General features: G+C 43.1%; 19 protein-coding genes and 1 pseudogene. 8 read left to right on the top strand and 12 right to left on the bottom strand.

Going from position 1 to position 20527, the window contains the following annotated elements; genetic code table 11:
• Positions 1–242: 242 nt before the first annotated feature.
• On the bottom strand, positions 243–905 hold the full coding sequence (locus QS795_RS10465; RefSeq protein ID WP_154602857.1) for a GntR family transcriptional regulator: 663 nt from the start codon (positions 903–905) through the stop codon (positions 243–245).
• Positions 906–1334: 429 nt separating this feature from the next.
• Between QS795_RS10465 and QS795_RS10460 the strand changes: the two genes are divergently transcribed.
• From QS795_RS10460 to QS795_RS10440, 5 genes are read left to right on the top strand one after another with little or no spacing between them, the layout of a single operon-like run.
• A complete protein-coding gene (locus tag QS795_RS10460; RefSeq protein WP_132495390.1) occupies positions 1335–2573 on the top strand; it encodes an NRAMP family divalent metal transporter in 1239 nt (412 codons plus the stop codon).
• A 27-nt stretch (positions 2574–2600) separates the two neighbouring features.
• Complete coding sequence (locus tag QS795_RS10455; RefSeq protein ID WP_181477290.1) at positions 2601–3380, top strand: LamB/YcsF family protein; 780 nt, start codon at positions 2601–2603, stop codon at positions 3378–3380.
• Entirely contained in the window at positions 3377–4183 is an 807-nt protein-coding gene (locus QS795_RS10450) for a putative hydro-lyase (RefSeq protein WP_286268618.1), read from the top strand. Before QS795_RS10455 ends, QS795_RS10450 begins: the two co-directional genes overlap by 4 nt.
• A gap of 9 nt (positions 4184–4192) precedes the next feature.
• Positions 4193–5797, top strand: coding sequence for a 5-oxoprolinase subunit B/C family protein (locus tag QS795_RS10445; RefSeq protein WP_286268617.1), 1605 nt, complete (start codon positions 4193–4195; stop codon positions 5795–5797).
• Positions 5784–7526, top strand: coding sequence for an acetyl/propionyl/methylcrotonyl-CoA carboxylase subunit alpha (locus QS795_RS10440; protein ID WP_286268616.1), 1743 nt, complete (start codon positions 5784–5786; stop codon positions 7524–7526). The genes QS795_RS10445 and QS795_RS10440 overlap by 14 nt, the downstream gene beginning before the upstream one ends.
• 75 nt (positions 7527–7601) lie before the next feature.
• Here the strand turns inward: QS795_RS10440 and QS795_RS10435 are convergent, their stop codons facing one another.
• On the bottom strand, positions 7602–7877 hold the full coding sequence (locus tag QS795_RS10435) for a hypothetical protein (RefSeq protein WP_154602852.1): 276 nt from the start codon (positions 7875–7877) through the stop codon (positions 7602–7604).
• A 464-nt stretch (positions 7878–8341) separates the two neighbouring features.
• Between QS795_RS10435 and QS795_RS10430 the strand changes: the two genes are divergently transcribed.
• Positions 8342–8884: a DUF924 family protein gene (locus tag QS795_RS10430; RefSeq protein ID WP_154602851.1), complete on the top strand. Its 543-nt coding sequence runs from the start codon at positions 8342–8344 to the stop codon at positions 8882–8884.
• Between the two features lie 61 nt (positions 8885–8945).
• Here the strand turns inward: QS795_RS10430 and QS795_RS10425 are convergent, their stop codons facing one another.
• The 5 genes and pseudogenes from QS795_RS10425 to QS795_RS10405 all read right to left on the bottom strand — a co-directional run bounded on the left by QS795_RS10425 (position 8946) and on the right by QS795_RS10405 (position 15064).
• Positions 8946–9545, bottom strand: coding sequence for a molecular chaperone TorD family protein (locus tag QS795_RS10425; RefSeq protein ID WP_286268614.1), 600 nt, complete (start codon positions 9543–9545; stop codon positions 8946–8948).
• A 124-nt stretch (positions 9546–9669) separates the two neighbouring features.
• Positions 9670–10446 carry a dimethyl sulfoxide reductase anchor subunit family protein gene (locus tag QS795_RS10420; RefSeq protein WP_286268613.1) on the bottom strand — a complete coding sequence of 259 codons (777 nt, stop codon included), beginning with the start codon at positions 10444–10446 and terminating at the stop codon, positions 9670–9672.
• 1 nt (position 10447) lies between these two features.
• Positions 10448–11065, bottom strand: a complete 618-nt coding sequence (locus tag QS795_RS10415; RefSeq protein WP_036952921.1) for a DMSO/selenate family reductase complex B subunit — start codon at positions 11063–11065, stop codon at positions 10448–10450.
• 11 nt (positions 11066–11076) lie between these two features.
• Positions 11077–13505 (bottom strand): annotated as a pseudogene (locus QS795_RS10410) (DMSO/selenate family reductase complex A subunit).
• Between the two features lie 308 nt (positions 13506–13813).
• Positions 13814–15064, bottom strand: a complete 1251-nt coding sequence (locus QS795_RS10405) for a mechanosensitive ion channel family protein (protein WP_286268612.1) — start codon at positions 15062–15064, stop codon at positions 13814–13816.
• A 175-nt stretch (positions 15065–15239) separates the two neighbouring features.
• Here QS795_RS10405 and QS795_RS10400 point away from each other — a divergent pair, with 175 nt between their 5' ends.
• Positions 15240–15755, top strand: a complete 516-nt coding sequence (locus QS795_RS10400; RefSeq protein ID WP_154639279.1) for an anti-virulence regulator CigR family protein — start codon at positions 15240–15242, stop codon at positions 15753–15755.
• A 336-nt stretch (positions 15756–16091) separates the two neighbouring features.
• On the opposite strand, the gene QS795_RS10395 is transcribed toward QS795_RS10400, so the two are convergent.
• The 3 genes from QS795_RS10395 to QS795_RS10385 form a co-directional block, all read right to left on the bottom strand.
• Positions 16092–16667, bottom strand: coding sequence for a cysteine hydrolase family protein (locus QS795_RS10395; RefSeq protein WP_286268611.1), 576 nt, complete (start codon positions 16665–16667; stop codon positions 16092–16094).
• A gap of 125 nt (positions 16668–16792) precedes the next feature.
• The gene (locus QS795_RS10390) at positions 16793–18160 is read right to left on the bottom strand and encodes a sensor histidine kinase (RefSeq protein ID WP_181477285.1); all 1368 of its coding nucleotides are present in this window, start codon (positions 18158–18160) and stop codon (positions 16793–16795) included.
• Positions 18150–18824: a response regulator gene (locus QS795_RS10385; protein ID WP_154639281.1), complete on the bottom strand. Its 675-nt coding sequence runs from the start codon at positions 18822–18824 to the stop codon at positions 18150–18152. Before QS795_RS10385 ends, QS795_RS10390 begins: the two co-directional genes overlap by 11 nt.
• Positions 18825–18985: 161 nt before the next feature.
• Between QS795_RS10385 and QS795_RS10380 the strand changes: the two genes are divergently transcribed.
• Positions 18986–19255, top strand: a complete 270-nt coding sequence (locus QS795_RS10380) for a hypothetical protein (RefSeq protein WP_286268609.1) — start codon at positions 18986–18988, stop codon at positions 19253–19255.
• Between the two features lie 170 nt (positions 19256–19425).
• On the opposite strand, the gene QS795_RS10375 is transcribed toward QS795_RS10380, so the two are convergent.
• On the bottom strand, positions 19426–19686 hold the full coding sequence (locus QS795_RS10375) for a DinI-like family protein (RefSeq protein ID WP_036952942.1): 261 nt from the start codon (positions 19684–19686) through the stop codon (positions 19426–19428).
• 150 nt (positions 19687–19836) lie between these two features.
• On the bottom strand, positions 19837–20514 hold the full coding sequence (locus QS795_RS10370) for a DUF1345 domain-containing protein (protein ID WP_036952946.1): 678 nt from the start codon (positions 20512–20514) through the stop codon (positions 19837–19839).
• Positions 20515–20527: the final 13 nt, after the last annotated feature.

Below are 20527 nucleotides of genomic sequence, written 5' to 3'. Positions count from 1 at the left end.
AATAGAATGTTTTGTTAATAATTATTTCTGTTTGTATCTGCATGTGTTGATAAATTGATAACAAAAAGTGATTAATCTAATCGATAAAAATTGTTAAATACAATTTTTATGAGTTGGATTTTCTGTGGAGTGTTTAATTCTGCAATATCTATGCAAAATTATTTGCATAGATATTGAATTAACAAAATAGAGGGGTAACAAAAGACATGAGATAAAGTGAGCCTTCTGCAAAAATGAGGATTTTATAGCCGTGATTGACTGCGCTTGTAGGCGGCAAGTAATGTGCGTTCAGATAAATCCAGATAGTGCAGAAGTTCAGTAGCGGCTTCTTGGTTTTTACCCGCATCAAGTAATTCTAAAATAGCGTGGTTTTTATCAATGTAGGGAGCGTAGAGCAGTTTGGCATCATTTAAATGACCAAAAGCTAAACGTAGCTCTGCGGCAATATTATGATAAAGCTTAATTAACCTTTCACTGTCCGACAATTCGACAATCGCGGTATGAAACTTCATATTGGCGGTACCGACACCCACCCAATTCTCCGTTTTTTCATGTTCTCGAGCTTCAGCGACAGCGAGTTTCATTTTTTGAACGGCAGGATGCAGAGCATAAGCATGGGTCAATGAATCACATTCAATTAATCGACGTACTTGGTAAATATCAATAATCGCCGCCATATCGGGGACGGAAACATACACTCCTTTATTGGGAGCGTAGGTGAGTAGACCTTCTTGGGTTAATACACGAAAGACTTCCCTTAAGGTATTACGAGAAATATCCAGCTCTTCACTCAATGCAGCTTCTGATAAACGTTGTCCCGGCGTTAACTCACCAATCGTAATTTTATGGCGGATAGTTTCTGCGATAGTGACTGACAAGGTTTGTGCGACGGGCTGTTTTTTCATAAAAAGGCGAGCCTAGTTGAAGAGAAGTAGGGTGAACAGTTCATTAAAACAGGTATTTGAGCGCTATCTTCACACATTCGCTGTAGGGCAGCAAGACTCCTTTTATGCACTCATTCAGGGCATTTCCATTTTGAAGCACTAAATTGGTGCTTTGACGTATCACGCCTCTCATTCTTAATGTTACAGACAAGCGTTAATTGTTAAAAAAGTGATCAAGATTTGATTTTTAACTTACCAGAAACGATTTTGATTGCTTAATTATTCATCGCTCCGTATTAATTGTTCAACAATCTGCACTCAATAAATTAACAATCCATACCATTGATAGAACAATGGCACGAAAATTGCCTCTATAAACAAGCTCAGTATTAAAAAACTTGCACAACATCAAAATACAGATAACAACAAAAACTACAGAGGAGTATGCATATGGCAGCTCATGAAAATATCTCGACAGCAGAATATGTGAAGAAACGTCGTTCCTCGCTGATTGGCGCTATTTTCTTAATGGCAACATCAGCGATTGGTCCTGGATTTATCACCCAAACCGCGACATTTACCGTTACTTTAGGTGCCGCGTTTGCTTTTGGTATTTTAGCCTCCATCGTGATTGATTTCGTGGTACAGCAAAATATTTGGCGAGTGGTGACACTCACCAAAATGCACTCATCCGATATCGCCAATGCGACAATTCCTGGAAGTGGCTATTTGCTGGCTGTATTAGTCATCTTTGGGGGATTGATATTTAATATCGGTAATATTGCAGGGGCAGGTTTAGGTCTGAACGCACTCGTTGGCCTTGACCCTAAGTGGGGCGGTTTACTCAGTGCGCTCTTAGCGATTTATATATTCTCGTCCCGCAAAGCCAGTAGTTTTATTGATAGATTAATCATTGCATTAGGTTTGGTCATGATTGGTTTAACCCTCTTTGTGATGATTGCGTCTAACCCACCAATTGGTGAAGCACTACGTCAAAGTGTACTCCCTGACACCGTTGATTTTGCGATGATCACGACGATTGTTGGTGGAACGGTCGGTGGCTATATCTGTTACGCAGGGGCGCATCGTTTACTGGATAAAGGCGAAGTTGGCGTCGAAAACATCAAAGCGGTGTCTAGCGCAGCGACCAAAGGAATTATCGTCGTCGGCGTCATGCGCTATGTCCTGTTTTTAGCCATCTTAGGTGTGGTTGCGAGTGGTGTGACGATTGATATTTCAGGTAAAGCGGCGAACCCTGCCTCTCAAGCCTTCCAAGCCGCGGCGGGTAACTTCGGTTTACGTATTTTTGGTTTAATTTTATGGGCGGCGGCACTGACTAGCGTTATCGGTGCAGCGTATACCTCCATGAGCTTCTTAAAAGCGTTCAAATCTTCCATTACGGAAAGACAACGTAATATTGCCACTATCCTATTCATCGCCGTTTCATTGGCTGTTTACCTGTTAATGGGAACCGCGCCAGCTGCTTTATTGGTTTTTGCCGGTGGCTTTAACGGCTTGATTTTACCGATTGGTCTGACTCTGTTTGTCTATATTGGCTGGAAACGTGCAGATTTAATGGAAGGGTATCATTACCCACGTTGGTTACTGTGGTCGGGTGTCGTGACCTGTGCCTTAACGTGGTATATGGGCGCCATGTCCGTGAGCGCAATTTTTAACTACTTAAAATAAGCCGTTATCAAGGATTGAGGAACAATAATGAATAAGCAAATCGACCTAAATAGCGATCTTGGTGAAAGTTTTGGTCAATGGAAAATGGGCAATGATGAGGCAATGCTGAGCATTGTCAGTAGCGCCAACATTGCCTGTGGATTTCATGCGGGCTCTCCCGATGGGATCCTCCAAACGCTCATTGCCGCACAAAAGCAGGGGGTGACGGTAGGAGCGCATGTGGGATATCCGGATTTAGTCGGATTTGGTCGTCGAAATATGGATATTGCATCTAACGAATTAACCGCAGACGTAATTTATCAAATTGGTGCATTAAAGGGGCTTGCCACGGCGGCAGGCACCCAAGTGGAATATGTCAAACCCCACGGTGCGCTGTATAACACCATCGCCCATGACAAGCGCCAAGCAATGGCAGTCATTGATGGTATTTTGGCGATTGATAACTCACTCACGCTGGTGGCATTGGCCGGCTCACCACTGATTGGTTGGGCAAAAGAGAGTGGGTTGAAGGTGGTCGCAGAAGCTTTTGCTGATAGGGCTTACAACAGCGATGGTACGCTGGTCTCTCGCAAGCTAGCGGGTTCCGTTCTGCATGATCCAGAACTAGTGGCTAAGCGCATGTTGCAGTTAGTGAATGAAGGTGGCGTAGTCGCTATTGATGGGAAATTTACTCCTATTGAAGCGGGTTCCATTTGTGTACATGGGGATAGCCCCGGTGCATTAGAGATGGCGAAAAAAGTGCGTGAACTCTTTGAACTGCAAGGAATTGGTATCCGTCCATTTGCAGGAAAGGGAGGCCAAGCATGAATGCATTAATGAAGGCCTCGAAAGAGGCAATTCAAGCGGCGAAAGCGGCGAGAGAAGCGATTCGCCATGGCTATGATAAACCCACAGCAGGTATGGCGCCGGGAATGACCCAAGCCAATATGATTGCGTTGCCAAGAGATTGGGCGTTTGATTTCCTACTTTATGCTCAACGTAATCCCAAAAGTTGCCCTGTCTTGGATGTGTGCGAATCAGGGAGTTGGCAAACTGCGTTAGCCGAAGGCGCCGATCTGCGTACCGATATTCCTCGTTATCGTGTTTGGGAACAGGGCAAGCTGGTGGATGAAATTACGGATGCGACGGCCATTTATCAGCAACATCCTGACTTAGTGACTTTCTTGATTGGTTGCAGTTTTACCTTTGAAACACCGATGATAGAGGCGGGTATTGATGTTCGCCACATTACCGACGGTTCCAATGTGCCGATGTATAAAACTAACCAACTATGTCGCCCTGCGGGGCGTTTAGAGGGCGAGCTCGTGGTATCCATGCGTCCAATCCCTGCCGACCGTGTTGCTGATGCCGTTATGATTTCTGGTCGTTTTCCCGCGGTACACGGCTCTCCCGTACATATTGGTGCGCCTGAATTATTGGGGATCCAAGACATTATGCGCCCTGATTTTGGGGATGCAGTCCGCATTGAAGACGGTGAAATTCCCGTATTTTGGGCTTGTGGGGTGACGCCTCAAGCAGCGGTAATGAAATCGGGTGTTCCTTTTGCGTTGAGTCATGCTCCGGGATATATGTTTATCACGGATGTTCCTGATGCCGCTTACCACGTATAGGGGAGTCTTATGCGTTTCTTACCTGTCAATTTAAGCGCGTTTATGGTTGAACTGCCGAGCCTCGAACAGACGATGGCACTGACGGACTCATTAACGCATTACCCGATTAAAGGTATCGAAGAGATAACCCCAGCGGCACGAACGGTATTAGTGCGTTATAACCCAGCGATTGAGCATGTTAATGCGATCGTGCAACAAATTTCTCTGCGCAATATTGAAAGCGGTGAGTCTAAAATGGGGAAATTAGTCACTATTCCAGTGCACTATATTGGGGAAGATTTACCGGAAGTGGCGGAGTATTTGGGGGTCTCTATCGAAGAGGTGATCCGCCGTCATACTGAAAGTGAATATCTGGTGGCATTTAGCGGTTTCGCCCCCGGATTTGGTTATATGGTATCGAAGCAAGCACAATTACAGGTACCGCGCCGCCAATCCCCTCGCGTGCGAATTCCCGCGGGGTCAGTGGCATTGGCGGGAGAATTTAGCAGCGTGTATCCACAAGCTAGCCCCGGCGGTTGGCAACTGATAGGTCAGACTGATTTAGCCGTGTGGGATATTAATCGCCCAGAGCCAGCCCTCTTACAGGCGGGTTATCGGGTGCAATTTGTTGACCAAAGCAAAAGTTCCGTGAGCTATAGTTTACCGAGCCAAACGGACATTAAACCTATCGATGATACCCAAACTTACGATCTCACCGTGCTGGCGACTGGGCTACAGACCTTATTTCAGGATAGAGGGCGTATTGGGCAGTCAGCGTTAGGGATCTCTGAATCAGGAGCGATGGACAAATCGGCGCTATACAGTGCAAATCGTTTGGTCGGTAATTGTACCCAATCCACTGTACTGGAAGTGACTCAAGGCGGCTTAAAAGTCCGTGCTAATCGAGACCTGTTGGTCGGTATTACCGGTGCTGAATGTCCTGTCACCATCACCACGGAAGATGGGCAGATATACACCTCAACAACTTACCAACCAATTCACCTCGCGAAAGGGGATATTATCCAATTAGGACGTCCAACTAAAGGTGTACGTAGCTATTTTGCCGTACGCGGGGGATTTGCTGTGACACCGGTTCTTGAAAGCTGCTCATTCGATACGTTAGCCCAAGTCGGTCCTGCACCATTAATGGTTGGGCAATCTTTATCGATTTATCAAAAAATGAACCATCGCGCCATTTCACTCACAGAATCGCCAGCTTTTGACTACCCGACCGCAGATGATGTGGTGGTATTGGATGTGGTGATGGGGCCTAGAACAGATTGGTTTACTGAACAAGCTGCTGAATTACTGCGCCAGCAAGTTTGGCAAGTGACTGCCGCCTCAAACCGTATTGGGTTACGCCTTGCAGGTGAAGTGCCGCTAAGCCGTGAACTGTTGCATGAATTACCAAGTGAAGGTACCTGTATTGGTGCCATCCAAGTCCCAGCGAATGGGCAGCCGGTGTTATTTTTAAATGACCACCCATTGACGGGAGGATATCCGGTGATAGGGGCGGTGTGTGACTATCATTTGGATCTTGCAGGGCAAATCCCTGTGAATAGCAAAATCCGCTTTAATCCATTACGTGAATTTTATCAACTTGAAGGGAGTCATGAAGCTTATGAATACCAATAATAAAAATGCACAGCATAAGGTATTGATTGCCAACCGCGGTGAGATCGCCGTACGTATTATTCGTGCTTGCCGCGATTATGGTTTTGCGTCTGTGGCAGTGTATGCCGATAGCGATATTGACGCATTGCATGTCAACATGGCGGACGAAGCTTATGGGCTAGGTGGCAATACCCCAGCGCAGAGTTACTTAAACATTGAGAAACTGATTGAGATAGCGAAAAAATCCGGTGCAACTATGGTGCATCCGGGCTACGGTTTTCTTTCTGAACGTGCTGAATTCGCGCGAGCAGTGCAACAAGCTGGCTTGATTTGGATTGGACCAAGCCCTGAAAGTATTGATATTTTGGGGGACAAAGTTCAAGCCCGACATATCGCTTTACAAGTAGGTGCGCCGCTTGTTGTAGGAACCAAAGATCCCGTTGAAACCGCTCAAGAAGTGGTGCAATTTGCCCATCAACATGGGCTACCCATCGCAATTAAAGCCGCATTTGGCGGCGGTGGACGTGGTTTGAAAGTAGCGTGGCAGATGCACGAAGTGGAAGAGTTATACCATTCCGCGGTGCGTGAAGCGACAGCGGCATTTGGGCGCGGGGAATGTTTTATTGAACAATTTTTGCATAATCCGCGCCATATTGAAGCGCAAGTTATCGCCGATACCCTCGGTAACGTTGTTGTCGTGGGAACACGGGATTGTTCATTGCAACGCCGAAACCAAAAGCTGGTGGAAGAGTCACCCGCTCCGTTTTTAGCCCCTGAATTAGAACAACAAATCATTCGTGCTTCCACAGATATTTGCCGTAAAGCCGGCTATGTAGGAGCGGGAACGGTCGAGTTTTTGTTAAGCCAAGAAGGCACTTTATCCTTCTTAGAAGTGAACACCCGCTTGCAGGTTGAGCACCCAGTCACAGAAGAAACGGCGGGAATTGACTTGGTGGTTGAGCAGCTACGTATTGCTGAAGGTTTGCCGCTGAGTATTCAAGAAACGCCTAAACCTCGTGGTCACGCTTTTGAATTTCGAATTAATGCAGAAGATGCCGGAAATGGTTTCTTACCAACTCCGGGAACCATTTTACGTTTTGATGCGCCATCAGGACCAGGCGTCCGTGTTGATAGTGGCGTTGAAACAGGCAAAACCATTCCCGGTACCTTTGACTCGCTAATGGCAAAATTGATTGTGGTGGGGCAAACCCGTGAACAAGCAATTGTGCGTGCTCGTCGCGCATTGACTGAATTTAAGATTGAAGGAGTCGCATCCGTATTGCCTTTCCATCGTGTAGTCATGGAACAAGCAGATTTTTGTGAGGATTTTAAGGTGCATACCCGTTGGATTGAAACGGAATTTAGTGTTGAGATCCCACCAGCGAAACGCCAGTTACCGCAAGCTGAACACGCGTTAACACGGTCATTTATTGAAATTGACGGGAAACGTTGCGAACTGGGTTTACCCACACAACTATTCGCAGGAATGGCGGTGAACCCCGCAACGGTAACGCCATCATCCCAAGGCGTTGAAAATAACCCTAATCGCGTGAATGCGCCAATTTCTGGCGTGCTATACAATTGGTTAGTTCCTCAAGGAAATACGGTGACTGAAGGGGAAGTGATTGGTGTGATGGAGGCCATGAAAATGGAAGTTCAAGTCATCGCTCACCGTTCAGGGGAACTGAAATATGCAGCTAAGCAAGGGGATTTTGTCGATGCAGATAATAAAATTGCGGAGATTATCTAATCGTTAATTGTTAATGGCGATTAATCGTTAATAAGGGGTGGCGAACGGCCACCGCCTTACCCACTTAATCGTAACTCAACGTGATTTGCGTTCAGGTAAGTTGCGTACGGGTAATGGTGGATTAGGTGCGGGCACCACACTTTTTTCCTCTTTGGCGATTTCATCGCTATCACGATAAACCTCACCACATAAGAAATACAAATTAGGGCGTTTCGCCTCTAAATAGGATTTTCGACTCATGCATTGTTCTTGGGTAAAAATGGTTTCGGTCACGGGTAATGCATCACATGAATCAGTGCCACAAGGACTGACCCACAAAGCCCAACCGATAAGTACCATATGTCCTGCCATTTATCTTGCCTTCCCACTCACCGCTAATGAAGTACACCCAAGATGTCAAATTAACACGCCCAATATATAGGGGCGCGTTCTTTGTCTATAAAATATAAGTCAAATTCTAACATTGGATTAAATAAATGTATGTATTCATACGATAGATAAATTTAAATTCACATTAAACAGCAAATAAGAATGTGTGATCGAGAATTTATCATTATCAAAAAAAGAATACTTGTCTTGATGCAATAAAAACGTGATGCAATAAAAACGTGATGCAATAAAAACGTGATGTAGTAAAAACAGTAGGAAGTTACAGAGTGCTATCGCGATTATTTTAGGGCTAGCTCGCAAATAACAAAATATTTATCTGCAAATTTGTGTTTTCAGATCTCCATCCTGTCAATTTGAGCTATTTTTATCTACGATGAACCCGATATCGTAATAATAATCGCAATAATAATATAAATAGGTAACTTATGAATGCCATGGAAGAAGTGCTTTCATTTTGGTTTGAAGAATCAACCCCAAAACAGTGGTTTGAAAAAAGCGAGAAATTCGACTTAACCATCGCAAAACGTTTTACTGCGCTCAGTGAACAGGCTGCAAAAGGGGAGCTGGCTTATTGGCGAGTCTCTATTCGCGGCCGTTTAGCGGAAATTATTATTCTTGACCAGTTTTCACGTAATTTATGGCGAGATACTCCAAGAGCATTCGCGCAAGATGCGATGGCGTTAGCGCTGGCACAAGAAGCCATTAAACAGCCAGATTATCATCTGCTTACGCTATCTCAGCGAAAATTTATGTTGATGCCATTTATGCATTCAGAATCAAGCTTTATCCACCTGCAAGCGGTGGAGCTATTCCGTATGTTGGGGGATGATAGTACGCTGGATTATGAAATGCGCCATAAGGCCATTATCGATAAGTTTGGGCGCTATCCGCATCGCAACGAGATCCTTGGTCGACCGTCTACTCGAGAAGAAATTACCTTTTTACAGCAACCTAACTCGTCATTCTAATTCGTCTACATAAAAATGAGTTTGCTTACGTACTAGCAAACTCATTTTCTTTTAAGGTTTATTAACGAAAAAGCTCGGCCATGGCAGGCTGTAAACCTAGCTGTTTTTGCACGCCAGCCAAATAGGCCAGAGTGATTTTGGCAAGGGTAGGGTAAAACCCATGTTCAGTTGATGTTTGCTGGACTAACGTTAAGTAACGTTCCGCCCAAGGCAATAAATGCTGTTCGAGTAATTCCACAATGGCGTCGTCTTGACCTTGCTCTGCCAGTGCTGAAATGGCCATTAACATCAGACCAAATTGGTCTTCCGGTTCCCGTAATCCCGTATCAGTAACCAACCCATGGGACATTAAAAACTGGCGATAGGCGCTGGTGGAATCCCCCATAACGGTATTGTCATGAGACAGATACACAGATCCCCATGGTGGTGCTGGCATCGCACCTTGACCTTCAAAAAGAATCGAAAAATCATAGGTAAGCGAGTCTGCTGGATAACCACTTAATGCTTCGCAATCGGCAATCAGCTGAGTGGGTTCCTGCCAATCATATAGGGATGGGATTTCACGCAGTACAGGTTGCAAGGTTTGAAACGTGGGGGTTTCAGGAGAGTAGTAAAACATTCCCCCTAAAATACGAAAAAGAGTGGTATCGAGAGTTTGCATGATATTACCTATAAAGCTGCAATTAATTTAAAGCTTCAATTAACTTAAAAGAAAGAGCCTGAATTCAGGCTCTTATATTATTATTTATCTTATACTGCTAACCATAATCTGCGGTTATAGCACCTTACATGGTGATTTGCCACAGGTTATAAAAGGCAATACGACCAGACAGTTCTGCGAGTAATACGGCTGCCGCGCAGGTCAGTAATGGGATTTTCGGTGAACGCTGCTTGATAGCGAAGCCAACGAACGCTGCTAAGGCAATCGCTAATACAATCACTTGGAAGCCCCAAAAGCCAGTCTGTTCCGCACTTAATGCGGGTGCAGTTTCGCTTAAAAATGCTTGATAGCTGGCACGGCTGGCAAAAATTGCAAAGGTACCGACTAAAAACGCTGTTAATCCTAAACCGCGAGCGCCGATTGCCATTGCCAGTGCACCACCGCCTACAAACAGAGTTGTCCACATTTGCAGCGTGGTGAATTGGGTATCCCAGTTAGCAATTGTCGCAATGTTATACACTTGCGGGATTGACCAAACGAACGCTAACCCTGAAATCACTGCCGCAATGTTAGACAATTCACGCAGAGCGGCTTGTTTAACAAAGTGGGTGAAAAACAGCGTAGCGGCAGCACAACCCACAAACACGCCACTTAAGAACGCTTCATTACTCATTGGTGAGCGACCGACACCCAACAACATGTTGAAGAAACGCAGAGGTTGGCCGACGTGCAGTGCGCCAATACCCAAGCCAATCATCACAATGATAAACCCGATAATATTAGCTGTTTTCAGCTGCTTATCGTCGATTGACCCCATTTTTTTCGCAATATAAGCTAACAGAAATAAACCCGCCGCGGATTGCCTTAAGACAGTAAAGAAAACCAGTGGTAACTCATGCATATTAGACCTCCGCAGGGTTTTTCAATTCGCCACTTTTATCACCCGATGGTTTAGCATCTTTGTGTGGCTTGATGACGATATTCGGGTTAGTCAGGCTTGGATCTGGCATCGGTGCAATGCCGCACTCCGTACCGTGTAACTCACGTAAAACGGTAATGTCATCGAAATCTAAAGCGCGCTGCGGGCAAGACTCTACACAAACCGGCTTCATTCCTTTTGCGACACGTTCATAACAGCCATCGCATTTGCTCATCAGTTTTTTCTTTTCGTCAAACTGTGGCGCACCATATGGGCAGCGCAGTTCACAGTAACGACAGCCTACACAGATAGACTGGTCAACAACCACTAAGCCATCTTCACTGCGTTTGTGCATTGCACCTGTTGGGCAACCTTCTACACAAGTAGGGTTCGAGCAGTGGTTGCACGAAATCGACAGGTAGTAGCTATAAACGTTTTGTTGCCAAATACCGTCTTGTTTCTGCCAGCTACCGCCACCGAATTCATACACACGGCGGAATTTAGGACCTAAATCTAAATCTTTTTCGTCCTTACAACTGACCTGACAGGTTTTACAGCCAGTGCATTTTGTGGAGTCAAAATAAAAGCCATACTGTTTCATCAATTAACTCCTTAAGCGCGTTTGACTTCAACAAGGTTAGTATGTTGTGGTGTGCCTTTCGCCAGAGGAGAAGGGACATGGGAGGTTAGGGTGTTGATACAACCACCAACATCTAAACCTTCGGTATTCAATGTGCGCCATGCACCTTGAGGAACCGCAATCACACCCGGTAAGACGCGCTCAGTCACTTTGACTTTAATCTGAATACGCCCGCGATCATTGAAGATTTCAGCTAAGTCGCCATTCTTCAAACCACGTTCTTGTGCATCAATTGGGTTTAACCAGAATTGATGAGGAATAGCTTCACGCAGCATAGCCACATTGTAATAGGTTGAGTGAACATGACCTTTATCGTGGAAGCCCGTCATTAATAAAGAGTGTTTTTTCTGTGCAGCTTGCGCTTCAACACCTTCTCTATTCACACAATATTCAGGAATAGCTGGAATACGCTGACCTTCTGGAAGTTCCCAGTTTTTCACGCGCTCAGCCAGTTTTTCGGAGTAAATTTCAATTTTGCCCGATGGTGTTTTCAGTGGATTATTCACTGGGTCATCACGGAAGCTTTTCAGTGCCACGTTTTCAGCACTATTGAGGAACTTACGGTCGATGATCCCCGCACCATCAGTCTCACTAAATTCAGGCAAATGAGGCATTTTTTCACGAGTTTTGTTGTAGCAAAACTCAATCCATTCTGCGTAGGTGCGGCCTTCAGTGAACTGATCTTTCACGCCCATTTTTTCTGCGATTTCGACTAATACATCGTAGTTTGGACGGTTTTCCCACAGTGGTTCAATGGCGTTTTGTAGACGCACCAGATAGTGATAAGCCCCACTTGCATAGGAGTTATTGATCAGGTCGTTTGTTTCGACGGTGGTCACATCTGGTAGCAATAAATCCGCATATTTTGCCGATGGAGTGTCGTGGTTATCCCAAACAAGGATAAACTCACATTTTGATTCATCAGACAGAATTTCATGGGTCTTATTCAAGTCACCATGCTGGTTTCCGATGACATTACTGGAATAACACCACATAAATTTGATGTCGTTATTCAGTTTATCAACGCCTTTGATCCCACCATTTTCAGCGGTTAACTCTTTACCGCGCACAATCGCTTCTGACCACATATACGTTGGGATCAATGCTTTCACTGGGTTCGGTAAGCCAAATCCAGCTACTGGATAGGCAAAACTGTTACCCCATAAACCAGTGTTAGTCCCTGAACGACCAATATTGCCAGACATAATAGGCAGCATCATAATAGAGCGACAGGCTTGCTCACCATTTTCGGTACGTTGTAAGCCCCAGCCTTGTGAGATCCAAGCTCGTTGAGCGTTACCAATTTCACGGGCTAACTGAATGATTCGTGAAACCGAAATACCCGTTAATTTGCTCGCCCACTCAGGGGTTTTCGCAATACCATCAGGACCATTGCCCAAGATGTAATCTTTGTAAGAGGCATTACGTGGCGCTGAAGCTGGCAGGGTTGATTCATCCCAGCCCACACAGTAATTTTTCAGGAATTCTTCGTCGGTTAAGCCTTCTTGGATCATCACATAACCCAGGGCTGCCACTAACGCGGCGTCAGTACCCGGATAAATAGGGATCCACTCAGCGCCTAACGTTGTGACGCTATCGGTGCGGCGAGGTCAATAATGATCACTTTTGCTTTGCTCTTATCGAGGGCATTTAGCGTTTCATAGAACTGACCACCACCGGACATACGGGTTTCAGCCAAGTTATGACCGAACATCACCACGAGATCGGAGTTTTGGATTTCAGTTAAATAAGACTCTTCCACACTGCCGTAAACATATGGCGTGATTTCCATTAGCTGTGCGTAGGAATAAGTCCCGTAGTCACCTAAAAATCCACCGGTTAAACTTAAAAGACGTTTACAGGCCGCTCGACCGTGCAAGTTGGCACCCGTTGAACCGGAACCATATTGATAATAAATGGCATCGCTGCCGTATTTATCGATGGTGTATTTCAGTTTTTCCGCAATGATAGTGGTGGCTTCATCCCAGCTAATTTTTTTGAACTTACCTTCACCACGTTTACCCACACGCAGCATTGGGTATTTTAAACGGTCTGGATTATAAGTTTTCCAGCGAACTGAACGACCACGCAGACAAGGGCGAATTTGGTGCTCTCCCAGTGTTGAATCGTCATACATGGTTTCATTGGAAATACGGCTGATAACGCCATCTTTCACATGAACTTTTAGAGGGCAGCGGCTACCGCAGTTGACTAAACAAGCGCTGTAGCTGATTTTCTCACTGACTTCGTCGGGCATGATGGTTGGTGTTTTTGCTTGAGCAGCAAAAGGCAGAGTGATTGAGCCTGCAACGGCGGCTGCACCCGCTACGGTTGCGGAGGTCTGAAGAAATTCCCTCCTGCTCAGTTCTGCGAAATGAGTATTTGTTTTATTTTTATGCATTGACATTGCCTATATGTAAATAACGTATTAGGTATGTTCAATATGTTAGAAAAAATACCCACTCACTAACATGATATGCATCAACAATATCTTTGATAAAACCAAGGGAAATATTTTTATTTGTTTAATTTATAAGGAGTTTTTTTGTCTTGGATACCCGTTTTGTTCTATTTTTATTATCAATCGTTATATTGAAAATTATATAATGGTGGGGTGTGATCTGTGAGTATAAGAGGGGTTTCCCCCTCTAGGTAGGTTGGCCATGTTCGCTAATCATTAAGTAGTATTTATAAGTTACCTATGATGAGTTATTTATTCGCTGAATGACCTAAGAATCGAACATCATTACCGGTAGGTGATTGATGCACAGATAAGTTGAACTGCGGCAGAATGGAAAAAATATGGTCAAAAATATCCGATTGGATACGTTCATACTCTAACCATACTGTTGTGTTGGTAAACGCGTAAATCTCAATTGGGATACCGTTTGAGTCTGACTCCAGTTGGCGAACCATGATGGTCATATTTTTATGGATCTGCGGGTGAGCACGCAGATAGGCTTCAATATAGGCGCGAAATGTCCCGATATTTGTGAGGCGTCGCTGGTTGAGTGGCGTCGCTTTATCTTCTGGTAACGTAGAGTTGTAGACCTGAATTTCAGAGATTTTTTTCTCGATGTAAGGCTCTAATAAGTTGGCTTTTTCAAAGTTGCAAACTTCTTCAGGTTTCAAAAAATGAATACTATTGGCATCGATGCGTAGGCTGCGCTTGATACGGCGCCCGCCTGATTCGGTCATGCCTTTCCAGTTTTTAAAGGAATCTGAAATCAGGGCATAAGTTGGAATGGTGGTGACGGTATTATCCCAATTTCGAACTTTAACTGTGGTCAATCCAATATCAATCACCGCACCATCGGCACCGTATTTCGGCATTTCCAGCCAATCGCCAATGTTGACCATGTTATTCGCAGAGAGCTGAATTCCGGCGACTAATCCCATAATCGGATCTTTAAACACCAACATCATGACGGCGGTCATCGCACCTAACCCACTGAGGATAATCAACGGAGATTTACCAATCAGTAGCGCGATGATCATAATCGAAATTAAAACAGTGGCGATAAGCTTAATGCTTTGGAAAATTCCACGTAGCGGGAGATGTGCCGTTTTTGCCGCACGCTGTAATACACCCAGTGTGATATCTAAAATGGAATAAATAGCCAGCAAGCCAAACAGCAAGCACCATGCTTGGGAAGCGACATTCAATACCATTTGTGTCGTGGAGCCCGAAGATAGCCATAAGGTGGACTGAATGTTGACCACAATACCTTGAATAATAAAGGCAATTCGATTGAACAGATTATATTGGGTGAGTTGATGTTGCCAACCGGAACCCGCTTTTAATCCTCTTTTTTCAATCGTAGGAAGCAAAATTTTGTGTAGAAAAAGATGCAAAATCAGGGCGACAATCAGTATCAGCCCAAGGACCATTAAGAGAGAGGCGAGGGTGGCATAGTCTTGATTAAACTGGCGAGCCCAGTCGAGCAGTTGCTGCTGCATAAATTCTCCTTTATTGCGTTATCCATAAATGACGACCCAGTATAAGCAAATAGGACTTAAGTTTGTGAAATATACTGAATATTTACATAAGATTACGGAAAATGGCGGTTATTCTGATTGATGCTCTATACTTTGAGGAATACTCTCAAACGATCATGTTTATGAGGAAATACTGATGAAAAAGCCTACGAAAAATAGCTGTCTACCACTGATTGTTCTTTTAGCATTCATGGGGACATCACCATTTGCGTTTTCCGACCCAAATGGTAACAACGGGCATGGAAACGGTAACAAACATAATAATAAAGAATTTAAAGGCAACAACGGCCATAAAAATAAAGATGATGACCATTATAAAGTGAAGCAATGGAACGATGATAATTCAGGTATTCAAGGAACGTTGCGTATTTCACCTAATATTAGTTTCAGCGTGAATTTTGGGAATGTTCGACCTTTAGCCATTGAGTATGGTCTTACGGGCTACAAAGGACTACCACCAGGAATTGCAAAGCAAGTAAGGAGAGGAAAACCGTTACCACCGGGGATAGCTAAAAAGGTTCTGCCATCAAAGTTTATTCATCAATTGCCTGTTTACGCGGGCTATGAATGGAAAATGAGTGGTAAAGATCTTATTTTAGTGGCGATTGGAACGGCAGTAGTTGCGGAAATTATTGAGAACGTATTTGAATAAAAAAACGGCCTTAAAAAAGGCCGTTAGCAAAAATTTGCAAATACTTGAATGAGGTAAATGAAAGGTTTGATTGACTATGGTTTAACTAACTAAAGTTTAAAGCAAATTACATAAAACGCTTGGACAGTAATTCAACAACTTCTTGCAGGTTAACGAAAAATTCTTTGATGCTTTTCATGTTCGCTCCGAATGTTAATGTGTGATCTTGATCACGTAGGAGCATTCTAGTTTTTTATTGATCAAAGTCAATAATCAACCAAAAGATATTTTAAATATTAAACTAATTTTTAATTTAAAAGTTGTAAATTATTGTTTACAACATACTCATCATGACGGTTATTTGCCTTGCATAAACGTCTTGCAGGATGAAATCGTGGCTAGACCTGCCAGCGCCTGCATACTTTGTTCGTGTAGTTCAATGGTTGCAGCGGCACACACATCTTCGAGGACATGGCAAAAATAACCTAAATCATGGGCTTGTCTCACGCTACTTTGGATTGCCATTACCGAACTGACGCCACCGAAATAGAGCTGAGTAATATCATTATCGTTGAGCCATTGGTGGAGTTTATTGCCTGCAAATGCAGAAACGCCTTTCTTAATGATCACTCTGTCTTGCATATGAACTTCCAAATCTTCCACCCAATGGCAGCCATAGCCGCTTAATTTTAATGCGCCTTTCTGTTTAGCTTGTGAAAAAAGTGGAGAGCCAGCGGGGATATCTTGATAATTATCGCTAAAGCCAACTTTAACCCAAATAACAGGAATACGCTGACTTCTTGCGTAATTAGCGGCTTGATTCGCCTTTTCAATAATATTACGGGAATTGACTTGGGAATAACTGCTATTGGATAAACCGTTTTTACCCACAATATCGTTAATAAGATCAATGATGATTAGCGCCTGTGACATTATTGCCCCTTTTTATGGCTAAGTAATTTAACGTAATAAGGGATTGTAATGCTTATTGCGCACTCGGGATGTTAACTGAATAACATTATTTTAATTAATGGTATTATTCTCAACTGCCGATTCAATCAAGGCAAATCAATAATAAATCCAATGCCTTTATTTTCTAATCCATCAGTGACTTTTAATGTCGCACCTATTTTTGATGCCAAGTTATGGGCAATAGATAATCCTAAACCGCTTCCTGTTTCTAATGTTCCAGGCACACGGTAAAAGCGAGAAAATAAATGCGCCCGGCTCTCTTCTGGAATACCGCGTCCATTATCTTGAATTGTAATGGTGGCTCCAAAAGGGGTGAGATCTGCCAATGTCACTTTTATTTTGGCTTTTTCTGGCGAATATTTAATCGCATTTTCGATTAAATTAGTGAACACATTACTCAGCGCCAGCTTATCAGTTTCAATATAGAAAGAATCTGGGCTGGATAATTCCACATCAATATGTTTATTGAGAGCATAAGGAATATGCGATGAAATGAGATTACTGATTAACATCGGTAAATCAATGTTCTCTTTACGAATGGCAAAATCTTCCGCTTCCAAACGTGCGAGATCAATTAATTGATGAGATAAAGAAGCGGCGCGCGTTAATGTCTCTTTCATATCATTAATAATTTCGGCTTTTTCTTTTGGATTATCGATATGCATTAACACATGTAATTGTGCTGTTACCGCTGCAATCGGAGTTCGCAATTCATGAGCCGCATCTGCCATAAAACGTTTTTCGCGTAAATTCGCGGCATCGACTCGTGCCATTAATTGGTTAATCGCGGAAATAATCGGGCGAGTTTCTTTATACATATCTTTGGTATCAATCGGCGTTAAATTTCCCGGTTGACGCGATGAAATAATTTTAGCGACTTGTTTAATTGGGCGAATACTAAAATAGGCGGTGATCAAAATAGCGATTAACATTATGCCCAAAATAAAGGCGAGAGGAATGGCAGTGCCTTCGGCTGGATTACCAATTAACTTTCGTCGCTCAAGATACGATTCTGCAATCACAACTTCGAGGGTATGGTCATCATCCCATGCAGAGGTAAAATGCCAATCTTTATGTTGGGCAGTTAGCATCTCGACTGATTTTAGTGATGGGTCCGAAATCTTTTCACTATTGCGATATAACACATGTCCGCGATTATCCCGCACAACCATATACGGTTTATAGCTAGTTTCAATGCCGTTTTCCATGGCATCGGTATACATTTTTTGCAGAATAACCGCGAGCTTATCAAAATATTCTGGGGTATCTGACACTGTACCTAATGTACGCGCAATCCCTTGTGTGACAATTTGCTGTTGTTGGTTAAATTCATCATCATCGACCAAATCAGGTAGATAAAAAAATTGTAACCAACCGACTAGCAGCAGCCATAAAAAGATGACTGCGCCAATCTGAATACCAAATGTGTAGACAAGAAAGGATTTAATCTTCACCAGATTGCGCTTCTTTTTTTAGTAAATAACCGATGCCACGGATAGTAATAATTCTGTCTTTACCAATTTTGCGGCGTAAATTATGAATGTGGACTTCAAGGGAGTTACTTTCCACATCATCCAAGCCAAATAAACGTTGCTCTAAATCCGTTTTTCGCACGACATTGTCGGCATTCTTAATTAACTCGTATAGCAACAGATATTCTTTGCCGGAGAGTAATAATAATTGGCCATCCAAGGTGACTTGATGGTTTAATGGATTTAATTGCAGATTATCCAATTGCCAAATTTCAGATGAAAACCCAGCCATACGTCGGCTAATAGCCTTTACGCGAGAAATCAACTCTGGCATCTCAAAGGGTTTTGTTAAGAAATCATCGGCACCAGAATCTAAACTCGCCACTAAATTATCCATTTTATTGCGGGCGGTAAGAATAATAATCGGTATTGATTCTCCAGCTTGGCGCCATGAAATTAATTCCTCTTGACCATCACCATCAGGTAATCCCAAGTCTAAAAGCATGACATCAAAATTGCGTGTCTGTAATTGCTGCTTAGCATCCGATAATAATCTGACCCAGCAAGGATTAAACCCAGCTAATTCTAGTCCACGGCATAACGCTTTGCCGAGCTGAAGATCGTCTTCTACCAATAAAATATTCATATTTATTACCTCTGTTGCGGAGTATAAGCAGACTCCGCTCACCCAGCAACCAGGATATTTACCCCCTTAAGCATCCCTTAAGGTTGGTTTAACCAAATATTAAGGTACTAAAATGCAAAAGCACTAATATACCCTCAACAACCATAACAAGAGCATTCATCATGAAACAAGCGTATATTGAAGTGCCTCTATTTATCGGGATTATTTTTATTGCCTTGCTATTTATCGGGATTATTTTTATTGCCTTGCTATTTATGGGGGAGAGTTTCAATAAGCCACAATTGGCGTTGAATCCGACGAAATTAAATGAAGTTCAGCGATGCACTGATGCGAAAACTTGCTTAGTAGAGGCTCGAATACTTGAAGTGAGTAAAACGAAACGTAATCCGATGAATGAGTTTAAATCGTATCTTCGTCAAAAACTTTATTAATACTTTTTCGTTAATGGCGGAATGGTAAATTGTGGTGCTATCGGTTTTTATACGTAGAAGCATATAAGTGATAGACAGAAACACATTGAAAGTGATTCAGATTAACTTCAAAGAATAATGAATTAAGAAATGGAAGATGGATATTACCCTTCCATTTCTCTGCTAATCATCTAGTCATCGGTATTTGCTTCAGGTAGCCAGCCGTCATCCATCCAAATTTCTTCTAAGATCTCTTCAATGCGTAATTTGTCATCCGCAATCTTCGTTCCTGAAATATTAATCGCCTGCTGAGAGCTAAAGCCTACTCGAGTAACCATATCAGGGTACTGTGACTGTAGTTTGCGTAAAATCTCAGACTCTAAAGCTTGTAAAACCAAGCCACTTGGTTTTTGTGGTGAATTCTTATCAAATAACACTTCGATGCGTAACATAATAGCCTCTACTAAAGACTGTATTAATATACAGTATTTTTAGATCTATATGGGGATATTGTCAATATCCCGCATTGAATATTTTTTTATTGTGATAGCAGGCTAACTCTTTTTATTTTGGCAAATTATTCCGATAAGGGTATTTACCCTTTAAAAGAAGCTGGCAGAAATATTAATACACAACCCTAAAATTGCCATATTAAAGACAAATGAAATAACAGATTGGAGTAATACCGCACGTCGCATAGGGGTTGAGGCAACTTCCACATCGGCCGTTTGTGAGGCGACGGCAATGGTGAATGAAAAATACATAAAATCCGAATAGCTCGGTTGGGTGATTTTATCGGGGAAAATTAGCCACGGTTTTTCATTTTCACTATTACCGTAATAGAGATGGGCATAGTGCATGGTAAAGCCGGTGGGTAAGAGCAGCCAAGAGGATATCAATGTCGAGGCAGTTAAAATATAAGAGTAAATTTTATCGGCTTTCGGAATATCACTGTGTCCACCCAAGGCAAAGAATAAGGCTAATAAACTGACGCAGCAGCCTGACATCAAGAAAAATATTACCATGCTCGCGCTTTCATCTTCAATTTTCGTCAGCTTACGAATGTCTTTCACATTGTGGCTAATAATTCTCTGGAACAGAAACAGCAAATAGCACCACGCAAATGCGTTCCAACTGATAATTAAGTTAATAATTAGACTTTGAGTTTGAAATAAAGCGAAGAAAGTGATGAAAGCAACAATAAGCGAGACCAAAAAGCGTGGTCGAGAATGAAATGCATGACGTAGCTGGTGGGTGATGCGAGCAGCACAGCGAAGCATGGGGTATTCCTTG

Origin of the sequence: Providencia zhijiangensis (assembly GCF_030315915.2) — a bacterium.
Lineage (GTDB): Bacteria > Pseudomonadota > Gammaproteobacteria > Enterobacterales > Enterobacteriaceae > Providencia > Providencia zhijiangensis.
Note: the sequence above shows the minus strand (reverse complement) of the source record. Positions and strands in the feature narration are given on the sequence as shown.